Genomic DNA, 13469 nt, shown 5'->3' with positions numbered 1-13469 from the left:
AAGACTATGGGGTTGTATTACATTTTTTTGTGAGAAGTGATCGTATTAATTGTCTTAATTTTCAGTGGATATTAAACTTGTAGTTATGAGGTGATTTTTAATAAAGGGTGGGGAAATAGAGATGACAGTATATTGGTTGACTAACGTAATGCTTGAATCAGGATATACATATGAAGAAGAGAGAATTTCACAAACAGAAACAGAATTATGCAGTTTACTTATTGAAGATGGTCGAATTAAAAAAATTATAAAAGGGATTGTTCAAGAGGAAGATATAGTAACTTTTGATGCTAAGCACTTATTAATGTTGCCAGCTTTCAAAGAGATGCACATTCACATTGATAAAACATATTATAGTGGCCCATGGAAAGCTTGTATGCCAGCAGAAAGTATTTTTACACGTTTTAATGAAGAAGAAAAAATTTTACCAAAGCAATTAGCGACTGCCAAAAATAGAGCGGAAAATATGCTAGAGTTACTACTGCAAAATGGTGCAACGAATATTAGAACGCATTGTAATGTCGATCCGATTATTGGGCTTGGTAATTTGGAGGCGACGTTAGCGGCATTAGAAACATATAAAAATCGAGTATCTAGTAGAATTGTTGCGTTTCCGCAACATGGATTATTGCGCAGTAATTCTGTACAACTCGTGAAAGATGCGATGCGTATGGGTGCTCATCTAGTCGGAGGAGTAGATCCAGCTACAGTGGATAATGACATCGAAAAGTCATTACATACAATTATGGATATCGCAGTAGAATTTAATGCGGATGTTGATATTCATTTGCACGATGCGAATAATCTTGGAACGTTTACGATGAAGAGATTGGCAAGTTTAACAGAAGAAGCAGGATGGCAAGGCCGTGTAACGATTAGTCATGCACTTGGACTTGGTGGTGTTACTGATAAAGAGGCTGAAGAAGTGGCAGAAAGACTCGCAAATGTAAATATTGATATTACTTCAACAGTGCCAATTGGTAAACAAGTAATCCCAATTCCGTTATTAGATAAAAAAGGTGTTAAGGTTTCATTAGGCAATGATAGCATTACAGATCATTGGTCACCGTTTGGAACAGGTGATATGCTTCAAAAGGCGAATCGATTAGCAGAGCGTTTTGGGTGGAGTGACGAAAGATCTTTAGGAAAAGCACTCCGCTTTATTACAGGAGGAAAAGAAACGTTAAATAATGAAGGGAAGCGAGTATGGCCGAATGTAGGGGATGAAGCGAGCTTTGTTTTGACGAATGCGACATGCGCTGCTGAAGCAGTAGCGCGTCAAACAGAAAAACGTTTAGTCGTGTATAAAGGAAATATTGTTGTTGGAAGTTTAAATGAGGTGGAATTAAATAATCTTGTGTAGAAGGATCGTTTAAATATTTTGAGGAGGGTTCTAATGGTGAGTATAGAACTCTTCTTTTTTATTCTTACAATATATTTTTATAGGAAAGCTAGAAGGGATGAAAAAATTGGACAATCAACATAACCAAAATCATATTATGGGAACTTTGCAATGGTTTATATTTTTATTAGCAAATTCAATCGCACTACCAATTGTCGTTGGCGGATTATTTCATCTTACGACGGAAGAAATATTTTATTTAATGCAGCGTACGTTTTTTGTAGTTGGTATATCTTCTTTTTTACAAGGGTGGCTTGGGCATAGACTGCCAATTGCGGATGGGCCGGCTGGATCTTGGGTTGGTGTATTTACCGTACTTGCTTATGCAACGGCCGGACAGGATCAATTACATAGTACACTGCAAATTTTAGAATTAGGAATGATAATCTCCGGTGTTATTTTAATAGGATTAGGAGTAACTGGTTTTATAGGACGTATTTTATTTTTATTTACGCCGCTTGTGACAGGGACGTTTTTACTTTTATTATGTTTACAATTAAGTGGTGTATTTTTAAAAGGAATGTTAGGAATTACAGCTACTATTTCTCAAATCGACGGATTTACAGCAATGATCGCGTTTAGTATATTTCTGTTCGTTATTATACTATCTAATTTTGGAAAAGGCTTTGTCAAAAGTTATGCAGTTTTAATAGGATTAATTAGTGGGTGGATTATTTTTCTCATTGCAGGAAAAGTGACAATCCCATCTCAAGTAACTCATTTTGTGCAACTTCCACATATATTTGCTTGGGGACTTCCAAAATGGAATACAGGTATGGCTGTATCAAGTTTCGTTATGGTATGTATTTTAGTTTCGAATACGGTGGCAGCTATTATAGCAATTAATCAAGCAACTATTCATAAAGCGACTATTGAACAAAAACAGTTGAAAGATGGAACATGGGTTGGGGGGATTTCACATCTCATCTCTTCTGTATTTTCAACTGTAGGTGTCGTTCCGTTACCAGCAACGGCAGGATTTATACGTTTAACAAAACAAAAGTATATACGATCATTCTTAATGGCATGTGCATTACTAGTCGTAATGTCTCTTTTTCCAAGTATTATTCGTTACTTAGCATCTTTACCATCAGCTGTTGCATCGGCTGTTTTAATGGCTTCGTTCGTACAGTTAATTGGAATTGGATTTAATAATATAAAACAAGTGCCGATGAGTGAAAGGAATGTAACGATCTTAGGCGTTGCAGTATTATTTGGCAGCGGCGTAATGTTTTTACCGTCTGGAGCACTCCAATCCTTGCCGTCTATTATGCAATATATATTCGGTAATGGTTTATTTGTAGGTACGGTTGTAAGTATATTGCTAGAACAAATATGGCGCGTTGGAAAGTAAGTGGATAAAAAGAGTGTACGCACTGTATAAAAGTCTAAAATAACATAGGAAATAAAGCCCATTTTTATTCACCACCTGCACATTTCGTTCATACAATATCTTGACTAAATAAACACCCAACTTACACATACACAGCTCTGGCTTAAGCAAGGAGGGTTATACCAGTTGAAGGAAAAAGCGTATCAATCTAAACCTTTACTCACAAAGAGAGAGAGAGAAGTATTTGAATTGCTGGTTCAAGATAAAACAACGAAGGAAATTGCAGGTGAACTTTTTATAAGTGAAAAGACAGTTCGCAACCATATCTCAAACGCAATGCAAAAGCTAGGGGTTAAAGGACGTTCACAAGCAGTTGTGGAGCTTCTTCGTATGGGAGAGCTCGAATTATAAGAAAGCAGCCGACTTTTATATAAAAGTCGGCTATTTTTTGTTTGCTTCACTTGCTATATGAATGATAAGAACACTCCATACATAAATAGGTAATAAGGAGGGGATATGTTGAAAAGGATACTGTTAGTTTCAACAAGTGCTCATGATATGAATGGACACCCGACTGGTTTGTGGCTGGAAGAGCTCGCAGCTCCTTATCATGTATTTAAAAAGGCTAAGTTTGATGTTGATATTGTGTCAATAAAAGGTGGGAGAGTACCTATAGATAGAGTGTCTATTCCGAATGGTATACCTCGCGAATTCAAGCATGTAGCTTCTTTATTGCAAAATACGAGGCCGATTTCAAATGTTCATTTTTCGGATTATGATGCGGTTTTATTTGGTGGTGGGCACGGGGCGATTGTAGATTTTCCAGGTAATCCATATGTAGCAAATTTGATTGAGAATATGTATAACAATAACCGGATTGTAGCGGCTGTTTGTCACGGAGTAAGCTCTTTAGTCGGTGTGAAAAATAAGGATGGCTCGTTTTTGGTTGCGGGTAAGCGTATAACAGGTTATACAAACGATGAAGAAAGAGCTGTACATTTAGAAAAGCGCGTTCCGTTTTTGTTAGAAAGTAAGTTGAAAGAAGAAGGAGCTTTGTTTTATGTAGCCCCCAATTTTACGCCGCATGTAGTAGTAGATGGTCATTTAATTACAGGACAAAATCCACAGTCTAGCGTGGAAATAGGTAAGGCTATAAAAAGGGCTGTAAATAAATTATCTTCATTTTAATTTCTGCTCATTTCTTCTTATTAATGGGAATGTCTTCTTTTCAAAAAAAGATGGAGCAATGAATATGCACTTTATATAGAAGAAACCGACTTTCTTATAGAAGGTCGGTTATTTTTCTATCTTGCAAATTACGAAAAAAAGGAGCAAAATAAAAAAGGTCCTAGTCTATACATGGGCAAATGAAAATTTTCATACAGAAGCATTTGAAGTGAGCGAACTTAAAGTGTGTAAAATATAATGATAAACATAAAAGATGATGAATGAGAAAACGGGTGATGAAGTTGAATAGAGCAATCGGTGTTATCGATTCAGGAGTTGGCGGTTTAACAGTAGCGAAGGAATTAATTCGTCAGTTGCCGAAAGAGCGTATCATATATTTAGGAGATACAGCACGTTGTCCTTATGGTCCACGTTCTCGAGAAGAAGTACGTCAATTTACGTGGGAAATGACGGAGCATTTACTAGATTTAAATATTAAAATGTTAGTTATTGCGTGTAATACAGCAACTGCAGTTGTATTAGAAGAGATGCAAAAACAATTACCAATTCCAGTAGTAGGAGTTATTCACCCAGGATCACGTACAGCTTTAAAAGTGACAAACACGTATCACGTTGGGATTATTGGAACGATTGGAACGGTGAAAAGTGGTGCATACGAAGAGGCGTTAAAGTCTATTAATAACCGTGTTATGGTAGAAAGTTTAGCTTGTCCACCTTTCGTTGAACTTGTAGAGAGTGGGAATTTCGAAAGTGAAATGGCGTATGAAGTTGTAAGAGAAACGCTGCAACCACTGAAAAGTACCGATATTGATACACTTATATTAGGTTGTACACATTATCCGATTTTAGGACCTGTTATTAAAAAAGTAATGGGAGATAAAGTGCAACTAATTAGTTCTGGTGATGAAACAGCACGTGAAGTAAGTACAATCTTATATCATAGTAAAATGTTGAATGAAGGAGAAGAACAAAGCGATCATCTCTTCTTAACAACAGGAAAAATAGGCTTGTTTAAAGAAATTGCATCAAAATGGTTTGGTCAACCGATTGAAAATGTGAAGCATATTCATTTAGAAAAAGAATAATAGTAGAATTTATATAAGTGAGCTCCTGAGAAATCAGGAGCTTTTGTTTTATCTTGCTATTTGCTGGGTAGTAAGACCCCTGCTGATTAAAGTTTCAATTTATAAGAGGCACAGCTTGTTCTAAAACGTGAAACAGCTCGTATACATAATAGTACAAACTTAGATTTTAGGGGGGAATGGCATGCCTAAATCCACTTTTAAATGGGTTGTTGGTGCTACTGTGAGCGCTGTTTTACTAACAGGGTGTGGCTTTATAAATCAAGAGAAAGCAACTGAACAAATTGATCCGCCAAAACAAGTTACGTATACAGAGGGTGGGAAGAAAGAAGTAGCTAAAAAAGATAAGCAAGGGCAAATGGTAAATAGAGAACTATACCTTGTTGATAAAAATGGTTATGTTGTACCACAAACGTTAGCTATACCTACTCCGAAAGCAAATGAGACTGTGAAGCAAACGTTAGAATACCTTGTGAAAGATGGACCGGTAACGAATTTATTACCAAATGGGTTTCGTGCAATCATTCCGGCGAATACAACGATGACCTTAGATTTGAAAAAGGACGGAACGGCAGTTATTGATTTCTCTAAAGAAATGAAAAACTATGCGAAAGAAGAAGAGCGTCAAATCGTTGAATCTATAGCTTGGACGTTGACGCAATTTACAGAGATAAAACAAGTGCAGTTCCAAATAAATGGTGAGAAATTGGCAAAGATGCCGGTTGGTGGTACACCGCTTGGTGAAGGAGTGAGCCGTGCAAATGGTATTAACTTCGATGATGAACAAGTAGCAGATGTAACAAATACAAAACCAGTCACACTGTATTTTATGGCGCAAAATAATAATAAACAGCAATACTACGTACCAGTCACACGCCGCGTTGCGGAAGGTAAAGAAAATGACTATGCAACAATTATAGATGAACTTGTAAAAGGTCCGATCCATCAATCGCTCCTGAATGATTTTAATCCAGGCGTTAAGCTTATTACGAATCCGAAATTACAAGACGGAAATCTTACATTAAACTTTAATGAAAATATATTTGTAAACCCAGATAAAAATATGATCTCAAATTACGTATTGAAGTCGTTAGTTTTATCTTTAACAGAAAAGAAAGGTGTGAAAAATATTTCTATTGAAGTGAATGGAAAAGCAAATCTTATAGATGAAAAGGGCGGAAAGTTAATAAAACCTGTAGATCGTCCAGAAAACGTGAATACAGGTAGTTTTTAATCTTGAATAATTTGATATACTTAAGTAAGAAAGGAGAATTGCTTTTTGGGTTCTCCTTCTTTTATTGTATACATATCATACATTTAAATTTGGCTATACTAACGAGTAGTAATTAAGAGGAGGTTATTTTTATGCGAGTAGATGGTAGAGAGAAAACAGAATTACGCCATATACATATTCATACGAATTATTTAAAACATCCAGAGGGATCTGTATTAATTGAAGTTGGGGATACAAAGGTGATTTGCTCAGCGACAATTGAAGAGCGTGTACCACCGTTTATGCGTGGAGAAGGAAAAGGATGGGTAACAGCTGAATACGCGATGATTCCGCGTGCAACAGAACAACGTACGATTAGGGAGTCAAGCAAAGGGAAAGTAACAGGACGTACAATGGAAATCCAGCGCTTAATTGGACGAGCATTACGTGCGGTAGTTGATTTAGAAGCGCTTGGCGAGAGAACAGTTTGGATTGACTGTGATGTCATCCAAGCAGATGGTGGAACGAGAACAGCTTCTATTACAGGTGCATATGTAGCGATGGTATTAGCTTTCGAGAAATTATTACAAGCAGAAAAAGTATCTAAAATTCCAGTAAAAGATTATTTAGCAGCAACGTCAGTAGGAATTGTTGAAGAGCAAGGTGTTGTTTTAGATTTAAACTATGCAGAAGATTCTAAAGCAGACGTTGATATGAACGTGATTATGACTGGAAAAGGCCAGTTTGTTGAGGTGCAAGGAACTGGAGAAGAAGCGACGTTTAGTAGAGCGCAGTTAAATGAACTACTTGATGCTGCGGAACAAGGCATTTTCCAACTGATTGATATGCAAAAAGAAGCTTTAGGTGACATCGTATCTCATATAGAGTAGAGGTGGAAAGTATGAAACAAGTTGTTGTAGCGACAAAAAATATGGGTAAAGTACGTGAGTTTGCTGAGTTATTTGAGAGATTTGATTTAGAAGTGAAATCATTACACGATTTTCCGCATATTGAAGAAGTCGAAGAAACTGGTGAAACATTTGAAGAAAATGCGATCTTAAAAGCGGATAGTTTGAGTAGACAGTTGAATGCAATTGTAATTGCGGATGATTCAGGTCTTATTGTAGATGCGTTAAACGGGAAACCAGGCGTGTATTCAGCTCGTTTTGCTGGAGAGCCGAAAGATGATCAAGCGAATATTGATAAAGTTTTACAAGAATTAAATGAAGTAGCGTTTGAAAAGCGTAAAGCTCGTTTCTATTGTGCATTAGCAGTTGCTTTCCCTGAAGGTGATAAAAAGCCTGTCATTGTAAACGGGACATGTGAAGGATTTATTTTAGAACAACGCCGCGGAGAAAATGGCTTTGGATACGATCCGATCTTTTATGTGGAAGAGTACAAAAAAGCAATGGCGGAATTAAGTTCAGATGAAAAAAATGCTATTAGTCACCGCGGACGTGCTCTTCGTAAGTTAGAAGAAAAAATCCCGGAATGGTTTTTAGGAGAATAAGGGAGAGAGAATGATGAAAGCTTTAATCGTAAGCGATAGTCATAGCTCTGTGAAGGAATTACAGCAGTTGAAAGAGAAGTATGAAGGGAAAGTAAATATCATGATTCATTGCGGTGATTCAGAGCTAACATCTGCTCATGAAGAACTGCAAGGTTTCCATGTTGTAAAAGGAAACTGTGATTATGCTAACTTTCAAGATGAAATTGTAACTGATGTAGATGGAATTCGCTTCTTAGTTGTGCATGGACATCGCCATAATGTGAAAATGACATTACAAACGCTAGCGTACCATGCTGAAGAAGTGGGAGCGCAAGTTGCATGCTTCGGACATTCTCACGTATTAGGTGCGGAATTAATCGAGGGCGTTTTATTTATTAATCCAGGCAGTATTTTATTACCACGTCAGCGTGTAGAAAAGACATTTGCTTTATTAGAAATGGATGAAAATCAAATGGAAGTTCGTTTTGAAACGTTAGACGGACAACTAGTTGAACAGGCAGTTTTTAAAAGAGGATAAGAAAATTTATCCTCTTTTAAAAAAGGTGTTGACTTTATGTGTGGTTATACATATAATAAATATTGTCGATAGGGCAACGGCGCTAACGAAGAAAAGAAAATAACATATGCGGGTGTAGTTTAGTGGTAAAACAAGAGCCTTCCAAGCTCTGGTCGAGAGTTCGATTCTCTTCACCCGCTCCATGTCCCAGTAGCTCAGCCGGATAGAGCATACGCCTTCTAAGCGTACGGTCGGGAGTTCGAATCTCTCCTGGGACGCTAAAAAAACCTTGTTATCTTTTGATAACAAGGTTTTTTGTTTGTCTAAAATTTGATGTTTGGGTTATAGGTGTAGTTCATTCTTAATATTTGCGACCTTTCCTTTGATATTAAGCAGTTGCATATGTACTTCTTTTTCTTAAATAAAAAGAGCGCCATTTATGCGCCCTATTCCTCTTATTTAATTTAAAGAATCAATAGGTTTATGATGGAACTCAAATCCAAATTCAGATTCTCTTAATTGTTTACTTACAATATTATAAAACTCTTTACCATTCTAGTACGATTGAGCAGCAGTTATCGGAACTTATTCTCGGTAGTGTGTTACAATTAATAGAAGCGGAAAACGAGAATCTCCAATTGACTGGACCTGTGATTGGTTAGATAGTTTAAGAAGGTCGTATAAAAAAGGGAGATGGCGCAAAGATGGCGAGATCAAATGAGAATGATTTAACGGAGAAATTGGCAGAAGGTCACCGAAAATATGGTGATGGCAATTTTACAGTACAGAACATCGGTGATGAAACTAACCCGAATTGGACTGTCGTAAAAAATGTGAGAAAGGGATCGGCAGGCATTCGCGAAGGAGAAGATATATTAAGACTGCGATCAAAATATATAAAATAGTACGGAAATGGGCGGAGCGGGAGTTCGAATCTCTCCTGGGGCGCTAAGAAAACCTTGTTATCTTTTGATAACAAGGTTTTTTGTTTGTTTTAAATTAGTTATTAATAAACTTCTCAAATACAAAACCATAATCTTTCACATTATATTGTTTCTTCGTATCAACGAGCCAGTTAAAAGCGATTTCGTTTATTTTTTTAAACTGTTCTGCTAAATTTACTTGTGCGTTTGAAATACGGCTGAAAGCGTTAGATGCCATATCTAAACTTTTATGTGCATACTGCAATGTAATATCGTTGTCGTATGAGATTTCTTCTATTTTAAGTAAAGCTTTATATAAATCTTTTAATTCTTCAATATGTTTTTTATGGACATCAATTGAATAGTGTTCATCGCCCATTTGGAACTTAATTTCTACATCTAAATCAATCGTTCCCGCAGTTTCAAGCGCTACGTTTTTAATTTGATATTTACTATAGCTAAAGCGGCGTAGTGTACGTTTTTTACTTGTTGCGCTTGTACCGTCTAAGTGAATTAACCCTTTGTTTGTGAAGCAATATTCATCTGATTTCGATTTAATGAGAAAGTAAATTTTCTCCCCATCTTCATGCATTACATAATCATCGGCATCGACCTTATCATAGTCTTTAGGTGTAATAACAGAACCTACATCGCTTAGTCCTAATACATCTGCGGCCATTTTTTTAAACATATATAATCCCCCTTGTAAATTAAAGTCTTAATTGTACAAAAATATATTAACATGATCTTCATCCTTTGTTTTCTTGTAATACGAAAATATCTGAAGGTAAGTTAAGAAAAGTAATGAATAATTATTTTGATCCTAAATTATTTAGTAAATCTATTAGTTTAAGAGTGGATTCTCCGAAAAATAACCAAGAGAAAAAAGTTAATTTTGCAAGTGATTATAAATAAATTCCGTGAAAGCACCTCAAGCGATATGAGGTTTTTTTCAATCTCTTTTTGAAATCTTACAATTCTGTAAGGTAACTGTAAGGTAGTTCGATGGTAAGAAATTGCTAATCTTTTATAATGAAGATAACAACGATAAAACGAGGAGGCAGAAATGATGAAAGGATTAGTTGTAACGGGCTTGACGGTTGCTTTTGGATTTGTAGCGTATGAGAAATTAACGTATGTAGTTGATGTTGTGAAACATTTGATTGCTTAGAGAAAACAGCCATGAGAGGGAAAGGGAATGAGTGAATGAATGGAATGGTTATTTGGAATTATAGGTACTTGTAGTGTAGTGTTATTGTTCTTTGTCCCAAGTGGTATACTTAGTTCGACAACAAGTTTGTTCTTCTTAAGTTTGTTTGCTTGTACGATGCTTATTATTATGTTTTTAATGAAGCGAAGTAAACCAATCTTCTATTTTAGCATGATTGTTATGGCAATTATTGTTCTCCAAATTATTACCCTTGTAATATACCCCACAATTATAAAAGCTTTCCATTAATGATGAATCCTCTGCGTTTGTTGCTGGGGATTTTTACTTGTACAATTTTAATTTTTAGTAGAGATTTATTTGTATTGGAATGTAAAAATTAAATATTTTCATATTTCAAACAAATAGTTTTGGGATGTTGTGTTCTCATTACGCATTTGATATATTTACTTTGAACATAATTAAAATCAAGAAAAAGAGGCGGACGTATGGATAAAAAAGAAAATACGGTCGTATTGTTTCCACAACTATCAGAGCGCTATATTGATGAAGGTTTTTTAGCGCTGAAAGAGCGGAAGTTCGAAGATGCATTGCGCTGCTTTGAAATATTACGTCAGTATAATGCGGAAACGGAACAAACGGAATTAGCTTCAGTTATTTGTTTACTCGAATTAAAACGTATGGAAGAAGCGAAAGACAAATGTGAACAGTTGCTTAAAACAGGAGTTGTCTTATTTGGTGATATTCTTGAAACGTACGTGACTATTTTAGTTCAAACAAATGATTATGAAGGTGTTATTGAAACTGTTGAAAAGGTTTTACAAACGAAAGATATAATGCCTGATCAAAAGGAAAAATTAGCGCAGCTTGCTTTATTTGCAGAAGGTATGCTAAATGAGGGAGACGCATCGCTAGTGGATTCAAATTTTGAGTTGGATGAGTTTACTAATGAAATTTTTGGAGAAAACTTTGGACAGAAGCTAAGAGCGATTCAGCGACTTTCGTTAAAAGACTTAGATCTTGCATTACCTGTTTTAAAGAAATTTTTAATAGACGAAGAGCAACACCCCTATTTGAAAACTTCTATTTTGTATAAAATGATAGAAAGTCAGGTAGAAGAGGAAATAGAGGTAGAAAAGTTTGGGAATACGATTAAGGTAATTCCGGCATTTACAGGTCATAATGAGGAGCAATCCAATAACATTATACATAAATTATCAAGTCGATTAGAGCAAAATTATCCCGATATATTTGAAGCGATGGTTACATATTGGAAAGAATTGCAAATTAGCATTTTCCCATTCGCTCTATTAATGGATAAAGAAGAGATTTGGTCAGCTGTTTTAGAGAGAATTGGAAGAAAGCGTTTCGGATTGGCTATTGATGAAGAAGAGCTTATGACAGCATACAATATCGAATTGGAAGAGTTTCATATTGCCTATCAATGGTTATTACGTGTTGAAAGAGAAGGATATTTGCCCGTATAATTATGAAAAAGAATCGTTCAGTTCTTGAAACGAGCATATTCTATGTTATAATGTAAGGGTTGCAAAAGGCAGAAAACTGCCTGTTTGTAAGAGAAGAGAAGTGTAATTCTCTTACTTAATATGTTTCATATTATTCTCGAACAAAATATACCGTAGTTGTCTTCTGGGCAATTAGTAGATTGGAACATTATATCTGAAAGCTTTTGCTAGAGGATTATTTGTGTATTTGTTATTTCAAAAAAGAGATAATGAAGATCTTAATCTATAGAGGTATGTGCATACATTATTATAGTTGGAGGGAAAGAATAAATGTCTACAAAATGGGAAAAATTAGAAGGTAACGTTGGCGTTTTAACAATCGAAGTTGATGCTAAAGAAGTAAACAACTCTATCGACGCTGCGTTCAAAAAAGTAGTAAAAACAATTAACGTACCAGGTTTCCGTAAAGGAAAAATGCCTCGTCCATTATTCGAACAACGCTTTGGTATTGAATCTTTATACCAAGATGCTTTAGATATCATTTTACCAAAAGCATACGGTGAAGCGATTGAAGAAGCTGGTATCTTCCCAGTTGATCATCCTGAAATCGACATCGAGAAGTTCGAAAAAAATGCTAACCTTATCTTCACTGCAAAAGTTACAGTGAAACCTGAAGTTAAATTAGGTGAGTACAAAGGTTTAGCAGTAGAAAAAGTTGAAACAACTGTAACTGACGAAGATGTAGAGAACGAATTAAAATCTTTACAAGAGCGTCAAGCTGAACTAGTTGTTAAAGAAGAAGGAACTGTTGAAAACGGTGATACAGCTGTAATCGACTTCGAAGGTTTCGTTGATGGCGAAGCATTTGAAGGCGGAAAAGGCGAAAACTACTCTCTAGCAATCGGTTCTGGTACATTCATCCCAGGTTTCGAAGAGCAAGTAATCGGTCTTAAATCTGGTGAGTCTAAAGACGTTGAAGTATCATTCCCAGAAGAGTACCATGCTGCTGAATTAGCTGGCAAACCAGCAACATTCAAAGTAACAATTCATGAAATCAAAACAAAAGAACTTCCTGAGTTAAACGACGAGTTCGCTAAAGAAGCAGACGAAGCGGTTGCAACTCTTGATGAATTAAAAGCAAAACTTCGCACAAACTTAGAAGAAGGCAAAAAGCACGAAGCTGAGCACAAAGTACGTGACGAAGTAGTAGAATTAGCTGCTGCTAACGCTGAAATCGAAATTCCAGAAGCTATGATCAACACTGAGTTAGATCGTATGGTTCGTGAATTCGAGCAACGTTTAAGCCAACAAGGTATGAACCTTGAGCTTTACTACCAATTCACAGGTACTGACGCTGACAAATTAAAAGAGCAAATGAAAGAAGATGCACAAAAACGTGTAAGAATCAATCTTGTTCTTGAAGCTATCATTGAAGCTGAAAACATCGAAGTTACTGAAGAAGAAGTAACTGCAGAAGTTGAAAAAATGGCTGAAATGTACGGTATGCCAGTAGACGCTATCAAGCAAGCTCTTGGAAGCGTAGACGCTTTAGCTGAAGATCTTAAAGTGCGTAAAGCTGTAGACTTCTTAGTAGAAAACGCTGCATAATAAAATAACAAGGCACGATTAAAATCGTGCCTTGTTTTATAAATATAGAAATATATTTATAAAACTTTTCGATGGAGAAG

Annotated in this window: 14 protein-coding genes and 2 tRNA genes; 15 read left to right on the top strand and 1 reads right to left on the bottom strand. The window is 36.0% G+C overall.

The features are described 5' to 3' along the window. Positions 1-121 precede the first annotated feature (121 nt). The 12 genes from ACQGS6_RS15010 to ACQGS6_RS14955 all read left to right on the top strand — a co-directional run bounded on the left by ACQGS6_RS15010 (position 122) and on the right by ACQGS6_RS14955 (position 9129). A complete protein-coding gene (locus ACQGS6_RS15010; RefSeq protein WP_000219555.1) occupies positions 122-1363 on the top strand; it encodes an amidohydrolase family protein in 1242 nt (413 codons plus the stop codon). 97 nt (positions 1364-1460) lie between these two features. Continuing rightward, positions 1461-2756 carry a purine/pyrimidine permease gene (locus ACQGS6_RS15005; protein ID WP_002062437.1) on the top strand — a complete coding sequence of 432 codons (1296 nt, stop codon included), beginning with the start codon at positions 1461-1463 and terminating at the stop codon, positions 2754-2756. A gap of 165 nt (positions 2757-2921) precedes the next feature. Next, positions 2922-3146 carry a spore germination transcription factor GerE gene (gerE, locus tag ACQGS6_RS15000; RefSeq protein ID WP_000659484.1) on the top strand — a complete coding sequence of 75 codons (225 nt, stop codon included), beginning with the start codon at positions 2922-2924 and terminating at the stop codon, positions 3144-3146. 105 nt (positions 3147-3251) lie between these two features. Further along, positions 3252-3923, top strand: coding sequence for a type 1 glutamine amidotransferase domain-containing protein (locus ACQGS6_RS14995; protein ID WP_002098044.1), 672 nt, complete (start codon positions 3252-3254; stop codon positions 3921-3923). A 275-nt stretch (positions 3924-4198) separates the two neighbouring features. Beyond that, entirely contained in the window at positions 4199-5008 is an 810-nt protein-coding gene (gene racE / locus ACQGS6_RS14990; protein ID WP_000774005.1) for a glutamate racemase, read from the top strand. Between the two features lie 181 nt (positions 5009-5189). Further along, the gene (gene gerM, locus ACQGS6_RS14985; protein ID WP_025966446.1) at positions 5190-6239 is read left to right on the top strand and encodes a spore germination protein GerM; all 1050 of its coding nucleotides are present in this window, start codon (positions 5190-5192) and stop codon (positions 6237-6239) included. Between the two features lie 131 nt (positions 6240-6370). Continuing rightward, the gene (gene rph / locus ACQGS6_RS14980; RefSeq protein ID WP_001261765.1) at positions 6371-7108 is read left to right on the top strand and encodes a ribonuclease PH; all 738 of its coding nucleotides are present in this window, start codon (positions 6371-6373) and stop codon (positions 7106-7108) included. 11 nt (positions 7109-7119) lie between these two features. Then, positions 7120-7728 (top strand): XTP/dITP diphosphatase, encoded by a 609-nt coding sequence (locus ACQGS6_RS14975; RefSeq protein ID WP_000815943.1) that lies wholly within the window; start codon positions 7120-7122, stop codon positions 7726-7728. A gap of 13 nt (positions 7729-7741) precedes the next feature. After that, positions 7742-8245 (top strand): metallophosphoesterase, encoded by a 504-nt coding sequence (locus ACQGS6_RS14970; RefSeq protein ID WP_000645518.1) that lies wholly within the window; start codon positions 7742-7744, stop codon positions 8243-8245. 108 nt (positions 8246-8353) lie between these two features. Next, a tRNA-Gly gene (locus tag ACQGS6_RS14965) sits at positions 8354-8427 on the top strand. Position 8428: 1 nt separating this feature from the next. Further along, a tRNA-Arg gene (locus ACQGS6_RS14960) sits at positions 8429-8502 on the top strand. Positions 8503-8928: 426 nt separating this feature from the next. Further along, complete coding sequence (locus ACQGS6_RS14955; protein WP_000124460.1) at positions 8929-9129, top strand: hypothetical protein; 201 nt, start codon at positions 8929-8931, stop codon at positions 9127-9129. A 94-nt stretch (positions 9130-9223) separates the two neighbouring features. Here the strand turns inward: ACQGS6_RS14955 and ACQGS6_RS14950 are convergent, their stop codons facing one another. Then, a complete protein-coding gene (locus ACQGS6_RS14950) occupies positions 9224-9838 on the bottom strand; it encodes a PH domain-containing protein (protein WP_426965271.1) in 615 nt (204 codons plus the stop codon). A 519-nt stretch (positions 9839-10357) separates the two neighbouring features. Between ACQGS6_RS14950 and ACQGS6_RS14945 the strand changes: the two genes are divergently transcribed. The 3 genes from ACQGS6_RS14945 to tig all read left to right on the top strand — a co-directional run bounded on the left by ACQGS6_RS14945 (position 10358) and on the right by tig (position 13389). After that, a complete protein-coding gene (locus tag ACQGS6_RS14945) occupies positions 10358-10606 on the top strand; it encodes a hypothetical protein (protein WP_001983650.1) in 249 nt (82 codons plus the stop codon). Between the two features lie 197 nt (positions 10607-10803). Further along, positions 10804-11802 (top strand): hypothetical protein, encoded by a 999-nt coding sequence (locus ACQGS6_RS14940; protein WP_025966445.1) that lies wholly within the window; start codon positions 10804-10806, stop codon positions 11800-11802. A gap of 309 nt (positions 11803-12111) precedes the next feature. Continuing rightward, positions 12112-13389, top strand: coding sequence for a trigger factor (gene tig / locus ACQGS6_RS14935; protein ID WP_000105215.1), 1278 nt, complete (start codon positions 12112-12114; stop codon positions 13387-13389). The last annotated feature ends 80 nt before the right edge of the window (positions 13390-13469 follow it).

The organism is Bacillus sp. GMs2/2, assembly GCF_050172095.1.
GTDB classification, from domain to species: domain Bacteria; phylum Bacillota; class Bacilli; order Bacillales; family Bacillaceae_G; genus Bacillus_A; species Bacillus_A cereus.
This window is presented reverse-complemented; position numbering and strand designations above follow the sequence as displayed.